The organism is Paraburkholderia sediminicola (assembly GCF_046027355.1).
GTDB lineage: Bacteria > Pseudomonadota > Gammaproteobacteria > Burkholderiales > Burkholderiaceae > Paraburkholderia > Paraburkholderia sediminicola_B.
Genome location: NZ_JAQQEK010000013.1, coordinates 204,408 through 222,633 on the forward strand (window position 1 = coordinate 204,408; position 18,226 = coordinate 222,633).

General features: G+C 61.0%; 17 protein-coding genes and 1 tRNA gene. 12 read left to right on the forward strand and 6 right to left on the reverse strand.

The genetic code is table 11. The annotated features are described in order from the left end of the window. Nucleotides 1-27: 27 nt before the first annotated feature. Nucleotides 28-852 carry a squalene/phytoene synthase family protein gene (locus PQR42_RS23170; protein WP_408206363.1) on the reverse strand — a complete coding sequence of 275 codons (825 nt, stop codon included), beginning with the start codon at nucleotides 850-852 and terminating at the stop codon, nucleotides 28-30. 410 nt (nucleotides 853-1,262) lie between these two features. Between PQR42_RS23170 and PQR42_RS23175 the strand changes: the two genes are divergently transcribed. From PQR42_RS23175 to PQR42_RS23225, 11 genes are all read left to right on the forward strand, one after another. Further along, nucleotides 1,263-1,349: transfer RNA gene (locus PQR42_RS23175), tRNA-Leu, on the forward strand. A 692-nt stretch (nucleotides 1,350-2,041) separates the two neighbouring features. Beyond that, the gene (locus tag PQR42_RS23180; RefSeq protein ID WP_408206365.1) at nucleotides 2,042-3,163 is read left to right on the forward strand and encodes a porin; all 1,122 of its coding nucleotides are present in this window, start codon (nucleotides 2,042-2,044) and stop codon (nucleotides 3,161-3,163) included. Between the two features lie 159 nt (nucleotides 3,164-3,322). Next, entirely contained in the window at nucleotides 3,323-4,732 is a 1,410-nt protein-coding gene (locus PQR42_RS23185; protein WP_408387451.1) for an MFS transporter, read from the forward strand. 9 nt (nucleotides 4,733-4,741) lie between these two features. Next, entirely contained in the window at nucleotides 4,742-5,287 is a 546-nt protein-coding gene (locus tag PQR42_RS23190) for a GAF domain-containing protein (RefSeq protein WP_408387450.1), read from the forward strand. Nucleotides 5,288-5,452: 165 nt separating this feature from the next. Continuing rightward, on the forward strand, nucleotides 5,453-6,601 hold the full coding sequence (locus tag PQR42_RS23195) for a branched-chain amino acid ABC transporter substrate-binding protein (protein WP_408206371.1): 1,149 nt from the start codon (nucleotides 5,453-5,455) through the stop codon (nucleotides 6,599-6,601). 69 nt (nucleotides 6,602-6,670) lie between these two features. Further along, a complete protein-coding gene (locus tag PQR42_RS23200) occupies nucleotides 6,671-7,945 on the forward strand; it encodes an NAD(P)/FAD-dependent oxidoreductase (protein ID WP_408387449.1) in 1,275 nt (424 codons plus the stop codon). Between the two features lie 74 nt (nucleotides 7,946-8,019). Further along, on the forward strand, nucleotides 8,020-8,922 hold the full coding sequence (locus PQR42_RS23205; protein ID WP_408206375.1) for a dihydrodipicolinate synthase family protein: 903 nt from the start codon (nucleotides 8,020-8,022) through the stop codon (nucleotides 8,920-8,922). Between the two features lie 57 nt (nucleotides 8,923-8,979). Beyond that, complete coding sequence (locus tag PQR42_RS23210; RefSeq protein ID WP_408387448.1) at nucleotides 8,980-9,978, forward strand: 4-hydroxyproline epimerase; 999 nt, start codon at nucleotides 8,980-8,982, stop codon at nucleotides 9,976-9,978. A gap of 46 nt (nucleotides 9,979-10,024) precedes the next feature. Then, nucleotides 10,025-11,260: a metal-dependent hydrolase family protein gene (locus PQR42_RS23215; RefSeq protein ID WP_408387447.1), complete on the forward strand. Its 1,236-nt coding sequence runs from the start codon at nucleotides 10,025-10,027 to the stop codon at nucleotides 11,258-11,260. A gap of 133 nt (nucleotides 11,261-11,393) precedes the next feature. Continuing rightward, on the forward strand, nucleotides 11,394-12,071 hold the full coding sequence (locus PQR42_RS23220; protein ID WP_408387446.1) for a GntR family transcriptional regulator: 678 nt from the start codon (nucleotides 11,394-11,396) through the stop codon (nucleotides 12,069-12,071). A gap of 48 nt (nucleotides 12,072-12,119) precedes the next feature. Beyond that, the gene (locus PQR42_RS23225) at nucleotides 12,120-12,671 is read left to right on the forward strand and encodes a cupin domain-containing protein (RefSeq protein WP_408387445.1); all 552 of its coding nucleotides are present in this window, start codon (nucleotides 12,120-12,122) and stop codon (nucleotides 12,669-12,671) included. A 34-nt stretch (nucleotides 12,672-12,705) separates the two neighbouring features. Here the strand turns inward: PQR42_RS23225 and PQR42_RS23230 are convergent, their stop codons facing one another. The 4 genes from PQR42_RS23230 to PQR42_RS23245 all read right to left on the reverse strand — a co-directional run bounded on the left by PQR42_RS23230 (nucleotide 12,706) and on the right by PQR42_RS23245 (nucleotide 16,039). Then, nucleotides 12,706-13,176, reverse strand: coding sequence for an aconitase X swivel domain-containing protein (locus tag PQR42_RS23230; protein WP_408387444.1), 471 nt, complete (start codon nucleotides 13,174-13,176; stop codon nucleotides 12,706-12,708). Nucleotides 13,177-13,186: 10 nt separating this feature from the next. Then, nucleotides 13,187-14,443, reverse strand: coding sequence for an aconitase X (locus tag PQR42_RS23235; RefSeq protein ID WP_408387443.1), 1,257 nt, complete (start codon nucleotides 14,441-14,443; stop codon nucleotides 13,187-13,189). A 198-nt stretch (nucleotides 14,444-14,641) separates the two neighbouring features. After that, nucleotides 14,642-15,328 (reverse strand): ureidoglycolate lyase, encoded by a 687-nt coding sequence (locus tag PQR42_RS23240; protein WP_408387442.1) that lies wholly within the window; start codon nucleotides 15,326-15,328, stop codon nucleotides 14,642-14,644. A 96-nt stretch (nucleotides 15,329-15,424) separates the two neighbouring features. Further along, on the reverse strand, nucleotides 15,425-16,039 hold the full coding sequence (locus PQR42_RS23245; protein ID WP_408206391.1) for a TetR/AcrR family transcriptional regulator: 615 nt from the start codon (nucleotides 16,037-16,039) through the stop codon (nucleotides 15,425-15,427). An 85-nt stretch (nucleotides 16,040-16,124) separates the two neighbouring features. Here PQR42_RS23245 and PQR42_RS23250 point away from each other — a divergent pair, with 85 nt between their 5' ends. Then, nucleotides 16,125-17,255, forward strand: a complete 1,131-nt coding sequence (locus PQR42_RS23250; RefSeq protein WP_408387441.1) for an MBL fold metallo-hydrolase — start codon at nucleotides 16,125-16,127, stop codon at nucleotides 17,253-17,255. A 25-nt stretch (nucleotides 17,256-17,280) separates the two neighbouring features. Here PQR42_RS23250 and PQR42_RS23255 read toward each other — a convergent pair whose 3' ends face one another. Beyond that, nucleotides 17,281-18,189, reverse strand: coding sequence for a LysR family transcriptional regulator (locus PQR42_RS23255; RefSeq protein WP_408387440.1), 909 nt, complete (start codon nucleotides 18,187-18,189; stop codon nucleotides 17,281-17,283). Nucleotides 18,190-18,226 lie beyond the last annotated feature (37 nt).

Consider the following 18,226-nt stretch of genomic DNA (forward strand, 5'->3'; position numbering starts at 1 on the left):
CTCGCGTGAAGCAGGCACGCCGGTGGTTCACTTCGCGCGCCACGCGATCCAAAGCTTGCGAATCGGCGTCAACGCGATGCGCTGATGCAAAACGTGATAGCCGTCGCGTTCGATTTCATCCAGCAAGGCCAACGCCAATGCCGCCTGCGCGACGAGCGTGCGCTGCGAGCGGCGCTCGCTGGCGGGCACGGCACTGAGCGCGGTCTGCAACGCATCGCGGGCGCGCTTCGTCTCGAAGCGCATCAACTCGGTGAACGCGTCGCTATATTTTCGATTGATCAGATCCGCGGCGGTCACATTGAAGCGCTGCATTTCGTCGATGGGAATATAGATGCGGCCGTGGCGCGCGTCATTGCCCGTTTCGACCACGAACTGCGCGAGCAGCAGCGCCTCGCCGAGCGGTGCGGACCAGTTCGACGCCTGCGCGGCATCTTTCGCCGTGGCGCGCGCGACCAGCGACGCGAAGGTGCCACCGACGCCTTGCACATAGCGCCGCAGATTCGGGTAGTCGAGGTAACGCGCCTGGTCGAGGTCCATTTCGAAGCCGGCGAGCAACGCCTGCAGCACCGGGTACTCGGCTTTCACGTCGGGCAGATAGGCGGCCAGCGCCTTGGACACCGGATGCGACGGCGAGCCCGAAGCCAGCGTGGCGAGCTCGTTTTGCCACCACGCGAGCTTCGTGCGGCCGATGGCCGGATCGCTGGTCTCCTTGACCGTTTCCTCGAACTCACGGCGCAGCGCGAACAGCGCGGTCAACAGCGGCTGGCTGGCTGCGGGCGCCTGCCGAAGCGCATAGTAAGTGCTCGATCCGGGCGGCACCGCTTTCTGCTGGCAATATTCGTCGAAATTCACTGGATTGGGAATGTGGGGAAGGGCACGCGAAGAGGGGGCACGCCGTGCGTGCATCAAGCCAAAAATTGTAGCATCGGCGCCGCCAGGACAGATGCCGGGCAAATGCAGACAAGCGCGAATCAATCGGTTAGAATCTCGCGCTTACGCTTTCGGACGCGTGTTTTTGACGCGGCTGACAGCATGCGGGACAACGGGCAGGCGCATCGTGCCATGCCCGCCTGCGCGGGTGGCGAAGTTGGCGGACGCACCAGGCTTAGGTCCCGGCGCTCCGCCAGACGGCAGCAGGGCTGAAGTCGCGGCAACCCGCGTAGAATAAGGGCTGTTGCCGGTATCGCAGACGTTCGATGTCTCGCAGAGGTCTGTATCGCTCGCGATGTCGCAACGGTCCTGCCTGTCAGGTATAAAAATTCGCGTGAGTGGCGAAATTGGTAGACGCACCAGGTTTAGGTCCTGACGGGAGCAATCTCGTGCCGGTTCGAGTCCGGCCTCACGCACCAAAGAAAAAAGGCCACGTTCCCAAAAGGTACGTGGCCTTTTCTACGTCCGCAGTGTGGTTTCTTAAACGCATCCGTCGCGCGTTCAAGCGCGGACCCCACCACCGCATGCAAGTCGTTTGTGGAAAGGTCACGTTTGAGGACGCGCACAGCGCTTGCCGGTCAGTCGAAGATACTGATTGGCGAATGAGAATAGTCTTCCCGCAGAAGGCCAGTTAAGCAGCATTTCAAGGCGTATCGTCGGGCGCTCCTTTGAAGCGAGTCGGTCGGTTACGTCCCAGGCCTCGTGCGAGGTCCGAAGCGAAGCAAATGGCGTCGAAGTCAATGCCCGACTCTACGCCGACGTCAAGGCGTTGATCCGTGACTAACGGCGGGTTTGTGGTCGCATCCAGCATATTTGGGCAGTTCCTGCCATAGGCGCACGCCCGAGCTTCACAACATCAACTCAAACGCTGCGGGAACTGCTTGACCGATTATATTGGATCCAGGATATTGTAGTTCATCGCGAGAGCCTCTTCTGAAGAGCTGTGCGGAGACCGCAAGACGTCGTCTGATGAACGTGGCGGTGCAATCGGCTCCCTTCCGGCTGTCACCTAAGCCGCGCGGGCGGTGCAATACACAGAGATCTGGCAGGACATTCCATTTGCTATCGGTAGCACCACTTATTAAAGAGGGGCAAGATGAAGAAGGCAGGTATGGCGGCGGCGATCATGTCCACCGCGGTCGTGTGTCACGCGCAGAGTTCCGTCACGTTGTACGGCGCGCTGGACGATGGGATCACGTATACAAACAACCAGGGTGGCCATTACAACGTCCAGGCCTCCAACGGTGCATTAGGCAGCACGAAATGGGGGTTTCTCATCAACGAGGATCTCGGTGGCGGATACAGCACGGTGGCCCGTCTGGAAAGCGGCGTCGATATCAATACCGGAAAGATGAATAACGGTGGGCGTCTATTTGGCCGTCAGGCCTACGTCGGCCTCGGCTCGCCCTTCGGTACCGTCCTGATGGGCCGCCAGTACGATCTGGTGCTCGATTCGCTGATCGGTCTTTCGGCTTCCGGCCGGTTCAATGGAATTCTGGCTACGCACGCAGCGGACGTCGATAACGTCTGGGGCAACTACTCGCTGAGCAATTCGATCAAGTACATCTCGCCTACATACGGCGGTTTCAAACTGTCGGGGCTTTTCAGCCTGGGCGGTGTGGCAGGAGACTTCTCCAACGGCAAAAAGGAGGCGATCAGCCTCAGTTACGCGAACAACGCGCTCAGCGCCAGCGCGGTGTTTTCGCGAATCAATAACCCCGCGACGTCCATCTATGATGCGACGGCAAACCCCGTGGCCGGCGGCACGTTTGTGAACCCAATCACCAATCCGACGTACAGCGGGTACACGTCGGCCCAGACCCTGCAGGTTGCGGGCGCCGGCATCAACTACCGTATCGGCGCGGCACTGCTGGGGTTCACCTATACGAATACCCGCTTTGAAGACGTGGTGCGGACGTCGTCGACGCCGTTTTCGGGCACGGCGACCTTCAATAACTACGAAGCGCTGGCAACGTACAACGTCACGCCGGCACTCCTGCTGGGAGCCTCGTACGACTATACGAAGGCTGAGTCGGCGAAATATTTGCAGCTCAACGTGGGAACTCAGTACAGCCTGTCGAGGCGTACGTTGCTCTATGCGACGACCTCCTGGGAGCGGGCGACAGGCGTCGATTCGACGGGCAAGTCCGCTGTTGCGGCATTGTCCTTCCTGACACCGTCATCCACGAATAGCCAGGTCGCCGTCCGCGCGGGCATCCGGCATACGTTTTAAGGGTTCGAGGACCTGATTCGGTCTGTCGCGTGCCGGGCGACGCGAAGCGCACGCGGAGGTTTACCCGGCCTTGACTCTGGATTTTGGATACAGGATATTGTTATCGCACTTCGGTCCGGGGCTCCGGACTGGTCGATCCCTCTTTGCGGGAGCAACTACATGTCACCGATTGCAGCCCGGCTCGAACGCCTTCCGTTCAGCCGTTTCCACTTCAAGCTGCTCATCATGGGCGGTTTGGGCTTCATGTTCGAAGCGGTTGACGCAGCCATCATCGCGTTTATCCTGCCCGTTGTTCGTACCAAATGGCATCTGACGAGTTTCGAAACCGGGCTCCTCGGCAGCAGCACCTATGTTGGCTTTCTCGTCGGCGCGCTATTCGCCGGCCTGCTGGGCGACCGTTTCGGCCGCCGTGTCGTCATGATGTGGGCGCTGACCTTCTTCTGCGTGCTGACGTTTGCCAACGCGTTCGTGAACGACTGGCACACGTTCGCCCTGCTGCGAGCCATAGCCGGCATCGGGATGGGCGCCGAGGGCGCGATCATTGCGCCGTTCCTGGTGGAGTTCGTCAGTAACCGCTATCGGGGTGCCTTCACCGGCGCACTGGCCGGCTTCTTCTCGTTCGGTTTCGTGGCGGCGGCGCTGATCGGCTACTTCGTGATCCCGCTGAACCCGGAAGGCTGGCGTATCGCGCTGGTGATCGTTTCCTTACCTGTCGTCGTGCTGCTCTGGTGGCGGCGTTCGCTGCACGAGTCGCCGCGATGGCTGGAAATTCGTGGCCGTCATGCCGAGGCCGAAGCCGTGGTGTCCGATATCGAGCGGCAGATCGAACGCACAGGCGTAACGCTGCCTCCGGTCGTGCCTGTGACAGGCGCTACCGCCAGCTATGAGCACTCGGGTTCGTTCTTCGGAAACCTGAAGCTGCTGTGGAAGCCGCCTCTCGCCAAAACGACGTTGATGAGCTGGTGCCTATGGCTGTCAGTGACGTTCTGCTCTTACGCCTTCTTCGTCTGGATTCCCGGCCTGCTCGTTCAGCATGGCATGACCATTACGAAGAGCTTCTCCGTCTCGATCCTGATCTACCTCGCGCAGATTCCGGGTTACTACTCGTCGGCATATTTCTGCGAAAAGCTCGGACGCAAGGCAACGATCGTCACGTACATGGGACTGGCTTGCATCGCGGGTATCTGGTTGGCCAATGCGGGCAGCGACACATCGATCGTCCTCGCTTCGATCTTCATGTCCTTCGCGATGAACGGCGTCAACGCGGGCGAATATGCCTACACGCCTGAAGTGTTCCCGACGCATTTGCGTGCGACAGGGATGGGCACGGCCTCGGCGTTCGGCCGTATCGGCGCGATCTGCTCACCCATGTTGGTGGGGTACATCTACCCGTTGTGGGGTTTTGCCGGCGTGTTTGGCATGACCACGGTGATCCTGCTGATCGGCGCGCTTGCCGTGATTTTCCTGGGCGTCTCGACGACCGGAAAGACGCTCGAACAAATTTCCGAGGAGGAGTACGGCTCAATGCGTCCCGACGTGCAAGGCGCCGCACTTCGAACCGCGAAATAAGGAGTTTTCATGACGAACACAAACCACGCGAACAATTTTCAGGCGATCGAGCGTCTGGCCGCGATTCAGCAAAAAGGCGGCAACGCCGACATCGTGTGGTCCGAGTTCGAGCGCTCCCTCACGGAGGTATTCGGACAGCGACTTTTCACCGTGCTGGCGTACGACGAGGCGTCGAGCCGTCTGGGACGTCTGCATAGCAACCGCCTCGATATCAATCCGGTAGGTGGCCTCAAGCGGGTGACGCAAAGCCGCTGGTCGGACCAGGTTCTGCGCCGCGGCGAGATCTTTGTCGGTTCAACGCGCGAGGATATCAAGGCGGTGTTTTCGGAATACGAGGTGTTGTGGTCGATCGGGTGTGAGAGCGTGCTGAACATCCCCGTGCGCAAGAACGGCGTCACGCTGGGCACAATGAATCTGCTTGGCGAAGCTGGGTTGTATGACCATGCTGATATCGGACTGGCGCTGGTGTTCGCACAACTGGCGGTTTCGCCGCTCGAAGATCAGGTTCAAAGGCTGCGCGGGCTCGCGGATCCTGACTTCATGGAACAGGTGTAGGACGTGGGGCGGGGCGGCCGTCACCGCGCTCCGCCAATTCTTCGGACGCATTTGACAGACCCGCTGAAGGGGCGCATCATACGCAAAACACTTGTATATTGGATCCAATATAATGTTTTTCGGCGAACCCCAACGCGGCTTTTACGGGTAGGTAAGGAGACTGGTATGAAAGTTCGCACGACCGCTGTTGCAGCCGCTGCTTCGGGATTGCTCGCCCTGTCCCTCGGAGCCGCCCAGGCCGCCGAAACACAAACGGTGAAGCTGGGTCTGGCTGCCCCGATGACGGGCGCGCAGGCGCAGTACGGCAAGGATTTTGAATCGGGCGTGCAGCTCGCCATTGACGACTTCAATGCCACGAAGCCCAAGGTCGACGGCAAGGAAACGAAGTTCGTGCTGGAGGCGCTCGACGACCAGGCGGATCCGAAGACGGGCACGGTCGTCGCCCAGAAGCTGGTCGATGACGGCATCAAGGGCATGCTCGGTCACTTCAACTCCGGCGTGACGATCCCCGCTTCAGCGATCTATTCACGCGCAGGCATTCCGCAGATTTCGACGGCAACCGCGCCCGCCTATACGCGTCAGGGTTTCAAGACTACCTTCCGGATGATGACATCGGATACGCAGCAGGGCAGTGTGATGGGCAAGTACGTCGTCGAGACGCTCCATGCGAAGCGCATTGCAATCATCGATGACCGCACGGCATACGGCCAGGGTCTGGCGGAGCAGTTCGAGACAGCAGTGAAGGCGGCTGGCGGCAACATCATCGATCATCAGTTCACGTCCGACAAGGCAGTCGACTTCAAGGCGATTCTGACCGGCATCAAGTCGAAGAATCCTGACTTCATCTACTACGCAGGCGCCGATGCGCAGTCCGCACCGCTCGTCAAGCAGGCGCGCTCGCTGGCAATGAAGGCAACGTTCGCCTCGGGTGAAATGTCGAAGACGGAAGACTTCATCAAGATCGCCGGGCCGGCTGCGGACGGTGCCATTGTCTCGCTCGCGGGGCTGCCGCTGGACAAGATGCCGGGTGGCGCGGGCTTCACGCAACGCTACAAGAGCAAGTTCGGCACCGAACCGACAACCTATGCGCCGTACACGTACGACGGCGCGATGGCCATGATGCAGGCGATGCAGAAGGCCAATTCGTCGGACCCGGCCGTCTATCTGCCGGTGCTCGCGAAGACTGATATGAAGGGTGTCACGAGTGAGCACTTCGCATACGACAAGTTCGGTGATCTGCGCGACGCAATCATCACCGTCTACAAGTGTGAAAACGGACAGTGGAAGCCGATAACGGTACTCGGCTCCAAGTAACTGAAGTAACTGAAGCAACGGCGGGCGGCGAGTCTGCCGCCGACCCATGCAATACCTCGACTCACGGACATGACTCAGCAAGCTCAACACTCCCGGACGACCCCCGACGTCGTGGTTATCGGCAGCGGAATCGTCGGTCTCGCCTGCGCGTGGTCCGCACTGCGCGACGGCGCGAGCGTCACCGTCATCGACCGCGACTTCGAAGGCGACCGTACGTCGCACGGAAACGCGGGCGGTATCGCCGTGACGGAGAGCACGCCCATTTCAGTGAACGGGTTGTACATGAAGGCGCTGAAGTGGCTGTTTGATCCGCTGGGGCCGCTGGCGCTCGATTGGAAACATGCGCCAACCGCCTTGCCTTGGTTCATGGAGTTTCGGCGATCCGGCAACAAGGACCGTTTCCGGGAAATCTCTCTCGCCCTGGCCAAGCTGAACAACCGTGTCTACGACGACATCGTCCCGATGTTCGAGGACATCGGCGCGATGGACAGTTTCTATCGCCGCGGCGCATTGACGGTCTACGAGAGCGACGAAGCCTTCGCCGCGGATCAGCATGAATGGGAATTCAAGCGCGATCTGGGCGTGCGCTGGCATGCTATGTCGGCCGACGAAATTCGCGCTTGCGAGCCGTCGCTCGCGCCGGTTTTCCGCCACGGCATATTTCTCGACGACTGGTCGCACATCGGTGACCCGAAGCGTCTCGTGACCCAACTGCGTGAGCGCGTGAAGCAACTCGGCGCCACGTTTGTCGTCGGCACCGTGAAGTCGCTTGATCTCGCTGACGCGCTTGCGCCGGCAGCGCTCACCGAGACCGGTGAACGGGTGAAGGGGCGCCGCCTCGTCGTGGCGACGGGCGCATGGTCCGCCGCGCTGGCCGGATCGATCGGCGACCGCGTCCTGCTGGACAGCGAGCGCGGTTACAACACGACGCTTCCCGCGCATGGCATCAGCCTGTCACGCGAAGTGATTTTTGCCGAACGCAAGTTTGTCGCCACCCCACTGGATATCGGTGTGCGCATTGGCGGTGCGGCGGAGTTCGCCGGCCTCAAGGCGCCGCCGAACTACCAGCGCAGTGACGCGTTGCTCGCGCTCGGCAAGCGCTTCCTGCCCGGCATCAACGACCAGGGTGCCGTGAAATGGATGGGGCACCGTCCAGCCACGCCGGACTCGTTGCCTGTCATTGGCCGGTCGCCACGCACGCCGTCCGTCATCTATGCGTTCGGCCACGGTCATCTTGGGCTGACGCAATCGGCAACGACAGGTGCGCTGGTTGCGGACCTGCTTGCCAATCGAACACCCGGAATCGGCCTCGAGCCGTACTCGATCAGCCGCTTCCGGAATTAACGGGGCCCCCGCGACCTCGATCGACCCGCGGGACATCCCGCCTCTGATTAGCATTTTTTTGGAAAGGTGTAGCCATGCAAGTTAACTGGAAAGGTGTGTTCCCTGCTGTCACCACGAAGCTGAAGGACGACGGTTCCCTTGATCACGACGCGATCAAGGCAGGTCTGAATCGCCTCATCGAGAACGGCGTCGGTGGCGTCGTCATGATGGGGATGGTCGGTGAGAACGCTCAACTCACGCCGGAGGAGAAGCGCACGGTGATCAAGCTTGCGGTTGAGACCGTGAACGGCCGCGTGCCGGTGATCGCCGGTCTCGCTGAAACCAATACGGCAAACGCGGTCCAGTACGCGAAGGAAGCGCAAGCGCTCGGCGTTCAGGGCCTGATGGTGTTCCCGGGACTGACGTACAAGTCCGACGCGCGCGAAACCGTCGCCTTCTACAAGACGATCGCGCAAGCGTCGACACTGTCGATCCTGCTCTATAACAACCCGCGCGGCTACGGTGTGGACCTCACGCCGGACCTGGTGGCACAGTTGCTGGAAGAGCCGACGATCGAAGCGATCAAGGAAGAATCGTATGACACGACACGCGTCACGGATCTGATCAGCCGGTTCGGCGATCGCCTTGCAGTCGTGTGCGGTGTCGACGATCTGGTGCTCGAGTCGGCTGCCTTGGGCGCGAAGTGCTGGGTCTCGGGCATGGCGAACGCGGTTCCGAAGGAATCGGTTGAACTGCTGAATCTGGCGATTGCCGGCGACTATGAATCGGCCCGCAAGCTGTACCGTGTACTGATCGACCTGTTCCACCTGGATACGCATGTGAAACTCGTTCAGTACATCAAGCTGGCGGAGAACATCACGGCGGGCTACTCGGAAGCCGTCAAGGCGCCGCGACTGAAACTCGAAGGCGAAGAACGCCAGAGGGTCGTGGCAATCGTGGAGAAGACGCTCGCCGATGTGCGCGCCCTGTCGAAGTAATGCGGATGGGCCTGGACCGGGCTACTTTTTGCAGGTCATTCTGGATGGAGCAGGGCTATGAAATCGACATTCTTTTGCATCGACGGACATACGTGCGGCAATCCGGTCCGCGTCGTCGCAGGAGGTGCACCGCGGCTGGAAGGCGCGAACATGATCGAGCGACGCGCGCATTTTGAGCGCGAGTTCGACTGGATCCGTACCTCGCTCATGTTCGAACCTCGGGGCCATGAAGTGATGTCGGGCAGTATCCTCTATCCGCCGACCCGTTCCGATTGTGACGTCGCCATCCTGTTTATCGAGGTCAGCGGCTGTTTGCCCATGTGTGGCCACGGCACCATCGGGACGGTGACAACGGCCATCGAGCATGGTCTGGTGCGTCCGCGTGAACCGGGTGTGCTGCGTCTGGACACGCCGGCCGGTCTCGTGGTTGCGCGCTACAAGATGGACGGAGACAACGTCGACTCCGTGCAGCTCATCAATGTTCCGTCATTCCTTCACTCGACGGACCTGACGGTCGACGTCGAGGGGCTCGGCGAAATCCGCTTCGATGTCGCTTACGGCGGAAATTTCTACGCGATCGTCGAACCGCAGAAAAACTTCGGTGGCCTCCACACACTCAAGCCTTCGGATATCCAGCGTCTGAGTCCGATCCTGCGCCAGAAAGCGAACGAGAAGTATCAGTTCGTTCACCCCGAAAAGGCGGAAATCCGTGGTCTAAGCCACGTGATGTGGACAGGCGAACCGACGGTCGAAGGTGCAAGCGCACGCAATGCGGTGTTCTACGGTGACAAGGCCATCGACCGGTCACCTTGCGGCACGGGGACTTCCGCCCGTATGGCACAGCTGGTCGGCAAGGGCAAACTCAAGATCGGTGAGCGTTTTGTTCACGAAAGCATTATCGGCACGCTCTTCAATGGTGTTCCGGAAGATGCGACCAGGGTCGGTGAACTCGACGCGATTATTCCGAGCATCGAAGGGTGGGCGCGGGTGACGGGACACAACACGATCTTTGTCGATGACCGTGATCCGCTCGCTAAAGGCTTTTTGCTGAAGTGATCTACCGCGGCCCGCGGGCCGTTCAACAATCAGTTGAGGAATCGAAATGTTGATCCTGAAAAACGCACGTGTCCTGGACGTGAATCACGAAAACGACACGGCCCGCTATTCGATTGTCGTGGACGGGGAGTTCATCAAGGAAGTGACCCGCGAGCCGGTGTCGATAAACGGCGCACAGGTCATTGACGTCGGGGGCAAGACAGTGATGCCCGGCATGATCGACTGCCATGCGCACGTCATTGCCTCGGTGGCGCACCTGGGTAACAACGGGCGTTTGCCGAATACCTTTGCCGTCTTGCGGGCGGTGCCTATCCTGAGCGGTATGCTCAACCGGGGCTTCACCACGGTGCGGGATGCCGGCGGCGCCGACTACGCGCTCTCGCGTGCCATCGAGGAAGGCGTGATCGCCGGGCCGCGATTATTCGTGGCCGGCAAGGCGCTCTCGCAGACGGGAGGTCACGGCGACTTTCGCGAGCGCTTCGACAACTCCGATCCTGACCCTTGCGGCTGCCATCGCAATCTCGGGGCGATCGGACGCATCGTCGACGGCGTGGACGACGTACGCAAGGCCGTGCGGGAAGAGATGCGCGCCGGCGCGCACCACATCAAGATCATGGCGTCGGGTGGCGTGGCGTCGCCGACAGATCCGATTGGCAACCTGCAGTTTTCCGTCGACGAGGTCAAGGCCATCGTCGAGGAAGCCGCGTCGCACCAGACCTATGTCATGGCACATGCCTACACCGGCAAGGCGATTTCTCGCGTCGTGAAGCTCGGCGTGCGCACGATCGAGCACGGCAACCTGATCGACGACGAGGCGGCGGCCGTCATGGCGGAGTTTGGAGCGTTTGCTGTACCGACGCTCGTCACCTATGACGCGATGAACAAGGTCGGTGCAAAAGCCGGTGTGGCGGAAAGCGCTCTCGCGAAAAACGAGAACGTTCGTGTCCAGGGCCTGAAGGCGCTTGAGCTGCTCAAACGCAACGGGGTGAAAATGGGTCTTGGCACCGACTTGCTGGGCGACATGCACGAGTATCAAAGCGATGAACTGACGATCCGTTCAGCCATTCTCGGTGCTTTCGAGACGATCTGTCAGGCCACCGCCGTGGGTGCCGAGATCGTCGGACAGCAGGGCCGTCTGGGTGTCGTGTCCGCGGGAGCCTTCGCTGATCTGCTCGTTGTGGATGGTGATCCGCTAGCGGACATCAGTGTCCTTGCCGGGCAAGGTGAGCGCATAGCCGGGGTGATGAAGAACGGCGCATGGGTCCGGCACACGTTGCAGTGACGCAGCGTCGGTCATTGGATCTTGTATCCGAAAGCCGGGAGCGTGGTAGCATGACCACTGTATCCTGAATCCTTAACTGAACCTGACCATGCCCCCGGTAGCCGCCAAACGTCGTACCAAAGAGGCGTCCGCGATGAGCGAAGTTTTCGCGGACGAAAGCACGCGAAAAATCGTCCGGCCGACGACAGTCGAACTCGTCACCACGGCGGTTCGGCAGCGAATCCTGAGCGGTGATTTGGCGCCGGGTGAGGTATTGCGACAGGAGGCGCTCGCCGAAGAACTCGGCGTTAGCCGTGTTCCTATCCGCGAGGCGATCACCCGTCTGACGGCAGAGGGGCTGCTGATCAATGTGCCGCACAAGGGCGCCTATGTCGCCGAACTGTCGATAGGCGAGGTGAAGGAGACGTTCGACATCCGGCTACGTCTTGAACCCTGGATATTTTCGGAAGCTATCCCGCGCATCACCGAGGCCGAGATGGGCAAGGCGGAGCGGCTTGTCAAGGAAATGGACAAGGCGGACTCGGGCGTGTGGGGGCAACTGAACTGGCGTTTGCACGAAACGCTCTATCTGCCTGCGCAGCGGGATATCACGCTTCAGTTGTTGCGGGTGCTGCATGACCGCTGCGATCGGTATTTCCGCTTTCAGGCCGTGCAGGTGCCGATTCGCGAACAGTCGCATGACGAGCACATGGCGTTGGTCGAGGCGTGCAGGAAGCGCGACGCAAAGCTTGGCGCCAAACTGCTGGAGCAACACGTCAAGACCGCCGCGCAGCAGATCATGTCGGTTGTCGAGGCGGTGGTGATGCGCTGATTCGGCAAGTAGGCTCGCTGTGCATCCCGCATACAAGTGAGGCGTGAAATGACGGATGACCCATCCGATAGCCCGCCCTCGGGCGTCGATCTTCACGACTGCGACGGCAAATCCCAGTTCCTGATCGTGTATCCGGGCGCGGAAGAGAGTTACTGGCAGCCCGTGCCCGCCAATGGCTATGCCGCGGTCCACGTTGCGCCCCACCTTGTGTCAATGCAGCGGCCCTTTTCGGCTGGGACGCAGACAGTTCCAGCCGGAGGCTACGTTCGCCTGCACGCGCACGCAGAGTCTGAAGAGGTGCTTCACTTCATTCGGGGAAAGGGAACGGCGATAGTGGAGGGGCGCGAATATCGGCTCGAGCCTGGCGTGACCGTTTTTCTCGGGCCACGACAATCGCATACATTGATCAACGACGGGACCGAAGACCTGCATTGGATGTGGTTCTTTCTACCGTCAGGCCTCGAGACATTTTTCAAGGCTATCGGACGTCGGCGCAATCCTGACGAAGAGGCGCCCGGCCCGTTTGCGAGACCCGAGAACGTTGGCGAGATCGAAGCGAACACAGGGTTTGCGCCGTTGGAAGCGAAGCGCGCAGAATAGGGGCCTTGCGTCGACCGTTCGCAGGGGAAAATCGCTACGCGTTGCGGCTTCCTTCGCGTTTGCTGTCTGCTGCGACGATGCTCGCGGGCCGCGCGGCATCGCTCGCGTCAATCTCCAGCGTTGTGGTGAAAGATGCAATCTGCGCGAATACGTTCTCGCCGACGCTCACCACTGGCACGTTGAGGGCGTACAGCTCATTGGCGGCAATCACACCGATGGCGAGAATCAGGTCGCGTTCCGCCAGTATGATGCCGCTCGGGCCGGTCCCGTTGCGCAATGCTTCGGCCAGTACGCTGCTGCTGGAACTCGACCCGCGCGCTCGCGCCATCACGAGCAGCCGGCCTTTCAGGCTTTGTCCGTAGCCGGAATGTGTCTTGTCGATGATCATCCCGCTTTCGGCGTCGTAGCCGCCCCAGAAGCTCAGGGGAGGTAGCGCGATTGCAAGGCCGCTTGCGCGGCCCGGAACGAGTACTTGCCCGGCAAGCACGGTAGTGGGCGAAATCATGGTCGTCGCTTTAGCCGGCCAGTTCATCGATGCAAACTCTCCCTTCGAAGGCCGAGCGAACACACTCGGCCATGCTTCCAAACGCAACGGTGACACCGATGTTCGCAGGTGCGTAGTGGGCCCACTTCCCCGAGTTAGTCATCACCAGTCCACTGATCTGTTTCATCACGGGAGTGATGTAGGTGCAGGTGTCCACCACAATCTGGACGCCCCGCGCGGCGAGTTGCTCGGCGAGCCCTTCCGCTTCGATCTGCCACAGCACGAAACGACTCGTATTGACATAGAAGTCACATCGTGGCGACCCATTGTGTCCCTCGAACAGTTTGCCAAGCTTGTGGAACTCATCGACCGAAAAATGCGGGGTTCCCAGACTGATCGCGGCGAGTGGCTCGCAAGCACGAGCACCGTTCCACTTTCGATGGATGCCGACGAGATCCGCCTCGGTGACAACAATCGTCCGCTCCGGTTCGCCGCCCTGCAGCGCGGCGTCAAGTGTCGGAGCTTCCGGCGTGATGCCTACCGCGTGAAAGAGCGCCACAGAGCCACTGGAAGCGGCTGCCGCGCCCAGAGCCTTAAGCTCGTCCTCGGTTGTGTCGAGAGGCAGTCCCGTGATCGCCGCCACCGTTGCGCCGGCATTGAGGCCAAGCAGAAAACCGAGCGCCGCGAAGCAGGCGTCGCGCCGCGGGGAATCACCGAAGCTGGGCGCTTCGAGCACGATGCGGGCGGCCCTGTTTTCGGTGACATGCAGTCCGGCGTTTGGCGCGCGGCCGGTAATCGCCGCGGCAAGATCAAGAAAATCGCCGTAGCGACTTGTACGGGCGCCCAACACGGAGTTGGCGAAAACGATCGCGTTCGATTCAGCCCATGCGATCTGATCGCCTAGGCGTGGGCGGTGCTTCAGCTGGTACGGCGCGCATGTGAAGGTCGCTTCGCACCCGAGTTCCAGATGCGCTTCCATCAGGCGTTTGGCGGCATTCGCAATGTCCGCTTTGCCGCGATACAGCTCCGGATGAATGAGATCGAGCGATCCGACATTGAGTGTGGTCGGCACGGCGATCCGCGTTCCGGACGCGACAAACCGTTCGACGAAATCGAGACTGACGGATCCGTGATACAGACACCCGTCGATGTGGGCGGACGAAATGTCGACGAGTTCCTGGGCGTTCATCACATGCGCCGTGGCGGCAACTATCCGCATCGCGAGCGCTGCACCATCACCAAACTCACCACTCAGCATTGCTTTGTCACGAACCGATAGTTCAAGCACTGGCGCCTCTTCGTTGTGGATGGACGGCGAGCACCTTCATGAGATCTCCTTGGCAAAAGGGCGCATCCGAGACCTGCCGGTGCGTGCCGGGCTTTCCTGCGGAAAACCTTGATACGGTTGACCGCCGCGCCTTGCGTCCTGGCGATGTCAACGCGCGCGACCCTTGCGATTCTACTGCCCGTCGTCGCGGCGTGCGCTCTACAACTGCAGGTCGCCGCCTCGACCAGACAGTTGCGCGTCACGGCCGATCGGCGCCTCGAGAAGACAACCAAACTCGCGGGCAAAGTCGACAGAGACGCGTGCGTGGACGGCGCCCTGTTTATCAAAGAACCGCTGCGTCCCGCCAAGAGCGAACACCCCTTCATGCCAGATGTTTGGATGGATATAGAGACCCTGCTGTCCATCGAAGCGAAAGCACACGAACTTCTCTGGCGCGATGTCATCCCCAGGCAATGCCAATGGAACGTAGAACGGGCGATGGTCGAGAGGAAAAAACAGTTGTCCACCATCCGGGTGGTAGTTCGCGTGCCAGAGCAACATCCGTTCCGGTGCATGGGCGTTGTCGTCGCGGGCAGCTTCGGGTTCCGTCGCGTACGCAAGAATGTAGTCACCGCCCACGGCCTCGTTTCGACCGTAAAGAATGTCCCCGCGCCATTCGCTCACAAACGTGCCTTCGGTTGTGCCGGCCTCATCACCGGTTCCAGGGTCTATGGGCCGTGTGCCCATTGCCGGCCACTGCACAATCTCGATCGGGCACTCGCTCGGGTCCGCGACAAGCCTGCCAAATCCGTCAAGCGTCGTTGGGGTCGCGTCGACCACGGGCATCGATACGCGCCGCAGGCCAGGGGGAAGGTCAGGGTTGAGGTAGTCGATCTTTTGGGACATGGGCGCAGTTCAAACGAATCGAAAATAACGATTGTAGACGCTCGAACAAGACGTTTGGCCGACCCTCATACCCATGAAAACGGCCCGGCGGTCCGCTCATGCATAGCGTGCGAGGAACATGTCAGCGGCCGATTCCGCGACCCGCTTCTGCTCCTGTTCGCCGAGCGGCGCCTGGCCCATCGTTACCTGCGGCCAGAAGGCGAAGGCCTTCACCAGCGCCTGCAACTGCAGCGCCGCGAAGAGCGGATTGTCGGTCTTGAGACGGCCGTCGGCGACGGCCGCCCGGATCCACACGGTCAGGTCTTCCTCGCGTTCACCCAGGCGAGCGACCATGTCGCGCGCCCGCTCCGGCGAATGGATGCCGGCCGCGATCGCCACACGTGCAAGCGACAGAAAGGACTCGTCGTTCAGCAGCCGCAGCTTGCGGCCCAAAAGGTCGAGCAACTGCGCGCGCAACGGTTCGTCGGCGCGATAGGCGGGTGCATCGCCGCTCTGGCTCGCGTCCCACAACTGATGGAGAATCGCCGCGAAAAGGACTTCCTTGCTCGGGAAATGGTTATAGACCGTACGTTTCGAGACGTTCGCGCGGGCGGCGATACGGTCCATGCTGGTCGCGTCGTAGCCGGCCGCGAGGAATTCCTCGATCGCGGCGCCGACGATGGCGACCCGCTTGCGGTCAGTCAGGCGTTGATGGGTGGCACTGGGATCCATGAACGGATTTTACACCGGGCAGTTTACTTTTCTCGAAAATAAACTACACTGGCTAGTGTACATTTATCTACGGATGGCCCGACTCATGACGTCGCTTCCCGCTCTTGTCAGCCGCGTGCTCGGCTTTACCGCCGCGCGACGTGGTCGCGCGTTGTCCAGCACCTCGCCGCAGCATGACGGTGAGCGCTTTCGCAACGTCAAGCCGCGCCCCGTCGAGGGCCTGCGCAAGACGCTCGGCATTGTGTGGAACGTGTTGCTCAACAAGCCAGGCGGCACCGTGCCGACAGAGGCTTTGCCCGTCGATGCGCTGACGCGTGCGCAGCTCGATGCGGCGCCCGACCGCAGCCTCTACCGGCTCGGCCATTCGACCATGTTGCTGAAGCTGCGCGGCCAGTTCTGGCTGACCGATCCTGTGTTCGCCGAACGTGCCTCTCCGTTCCGGAATCTCGGCCCGAAGCGCTTCCATGCGCCGCCGATCGCGCTCGCCGATTTACCGCCGCTGCGCGGCGTGATCCTGTCGCACGACCACTACGATCACCTGGACCGCGAAACCGTGCTCGCGCTCGCGCAGACCACCGGCGTGTTCCTGACACCGCTCGGCGTCGGCGACCGGCTGATCGAATGGGGCATCGACGCGTCGAAGGTGCGCCAGTTTGACTGGTGGCAGGGCACCGAGGTCGACGGCGTGCAGTTCACCGCTACGCCCGCGCAGCATTTTTCCGGCCGCAGCCTGTTCGACGGCAACAGTACGTTATGGGCGTCGTGGGTGATCGTCGACGATGATCTGCGCGTGTTCTTCAGCGGCGACACCGGCTACTTTGAAGGCTTCAGGACGATCGGCGAGCGCCTCGGACCATTCGACGTCACGCTGGTCGAGACGGGCGCCTACGACGCGCAGTGGCCGTACGTTCACATGCAGCCCGAAGAAACCGTGCAGGCGCACATCGATCTGCGCGGCCGTTGGCTCGTGCCGATTCACAACGGCACCTTCGACCTCGCGATGCATCGCTGGCAGGAGCCGTTCGAAAGGGTGACGGGACTGGCCCTCGCGCGCGGCGTCGTGCTGTCGACGCCGCGCATGGGCGAGCGGCTGGATCTGAGCGCGCCGCATCGCGGCGAACGCTGGTGGCGCCACGTCGCCGGGACCGTCGCTGCGCCAAAGGCCGCATGGCGCCTGTGTGCCGCGCGCAATGCCGGAGACGCGGAGTCTTCTTGATCTCTTGTGAGCGTCCGGCTTGCGTTCAGAACGGCACATGCTGACGACACACGCTGAGAACTAGTTGGCGAAACCAACGATGAACAGGGTCATTCTCTAAACGAGGATGCCACATCTGAGAAATCGTAAAGCCATCGGTCGCCACAGGAAGCTCGAAAGCGTAGACGGACGCGGCATGCTGAGCGTTCGCAAACGATGCGGGCAGGAGCGCCACCAGATCGGACGCGCGCGCCACCGCCAACGCGGCCGGAAAGCTGGGCACGACGGCTACGGTCGTTCGTTCCAACCCTAACAGGGCAATCGCAGCGTCGAGAGACTCAATTACCTGGCGACCGTGCGGAGCGACTACGTGGCCAAATGCTGCGTATTGCTCCGTAGTCACGTCCTGCTTCATGTCGAGGGGATGCCCCTTTCTGACAACAGCCACGTAGCGATCTCGAAACAATGCCCGGACGCGTATTTCGGGTCCCATTTCCTCCAGGACACCAATCTCGAGATCGGCCGAACCATTTCTTAGATACTCCGCGCTCTTTTCCGATTTGGATGAAAAGTGCAAACGCACAAGTGGCGCAACGGCAGTCACTTCAGCAATCAAGGGTGCACCTAAGGCTTCCACGAAAGCTTCATTGGCACGGATCCGGAGGGTTCTGCGCAACGTTGAAAAATCTGGCGCGGCCGGCGACGGACGGAGCAATGAACGCGCCTCAAGAACAGTATTTTGTGTCCGCTCACGAATCTCCTCGGCATACGGAGTCAGCACCATGTGGCGCCCGGCCCGGACCAACAATGGATCACCGGTCGCGGCACGAAGGCGAGTCAGCGTGCGACTCATTGCTGAGGCACTCAGATGCAACGACCGAGCAGCGCGCGTCACGTTTTTCTCGGTCAACAACGCATCGAGCGCGAAAAGTAGATTGAGGTCCGGTTCAGGCATCGCTTGATCGTGGTAAGCAAGGTGAGATATGGCGTCC

Excerpts from the sequence above, each read along its gene's own strand:
- PQR42_RS23205 (WP_408206375.1), top strand. The coding sequence starts at position 8,020 with ATGCAAGTTAACTGGAAAGGTGTGTTCCCTGCTGTCACCACGAAGCTG.
- PQR42_RS23245 (WP_408206391.1), bottom strand. The coding sequence starts at position 16,039 with ATGGATCCCAGTGCCACCCATCAACGCCTGACTGACCGCAAGCGGGTC.
- PQR42_RS23190 (WP_408387450.1), top strand. The coding sequence starts at position 4,742 with ATGACGAACACAAACCACGCGAACAATTTTCAGGCGATCGAGCGTCTG.
- PQR42_RS23250 (WP_408387441.1), top strand. The coding sequence starts at position 16,125 with ATGACGTCGCTTCCCGCTCTTGTCAGCCGCGTGCTCGGCTTTACCGCC.
- PQR42_RS23210 (WP_408387448.1), top strand. The coding sequence starts at position 8,980 with ATGAAATCGACATTCTTTTGCATCGACGGACATACGTGCGGCAATCCG.
- PQR42_RS23240 (WP_408387442.1), bottom strand. The coding sequence starts at position 15,328 with ATGTCCCAAAAGATCGACTACCTCAACCCTGACCTTCCCCCTGGCCTG.
- PQR42_RS23225 (WP_408387445.1), top strand. The coding sequence starts at position 12,120 with ATGACGGATGACCCATCCGATAGCCCGCCCTCGGGCGTCGATCTTCAC.
- PQR42_RS23255 (WP_408387440.1), bottom strand. The coding sequence starts at position 18,189 with ATGCCTGAACCGGACCTCAATCTACTTTTCGCGCTCGATGCGTTGTTG.
- PQR42_RS23200 (WP_408387449.1), top strand. The coding sequence starts at position 6,671 with ATGACTCAGCAAGCTCAACACTCCCGGACGACCCCCGACGTCGTGGTT.
- PQR42_RS23230 (WP_408387444.1), bottom strand. The coding sequence starts at position 13,176 with ATGATTTCGCCCACTACCGTGCTTGCCGGGCAAGTACTCGTTCCGGGC.
- PQR42_RS23185 (WP_408387451.1), top strand. The coding sequence starts at position 3,323 with ATGTCACCGATTGCAGCCCGGCTCGAACGCCTTCCGTTCAGCCGTTTC.
- PQR42_RS23180 (WP_408206365.1), top strand. The coding sequence starts at position 2,042 with ATGGCGGCGGCGATCATGTCCACCGCGGTCGTGTGTCACGCGCAGAGT.
- PQR42_RS23220 (WP_408387446.1), top strand. The coding sequence starts at position 11,394 with ATGAGCGAAGTTTTCGCGGACGAAAGCACGCGAAAAATCGTCCGGCCG.
- PQR42_RS23215 (WP_408387447.1), top strand. The coding sequence starts at position 10,025 with ATGTTGATCCTGAAAAACGCACGTGTCCTGGACGTGAATCACGAAAAC.
- PQR42_RS23195 (WP_408206371.1), top strand. The coding sequence starts at position 5,453 with ATGAAAGTTCGCACGACCGCTGTTGCAGCCGCTGCTTCGGGATTGCTC.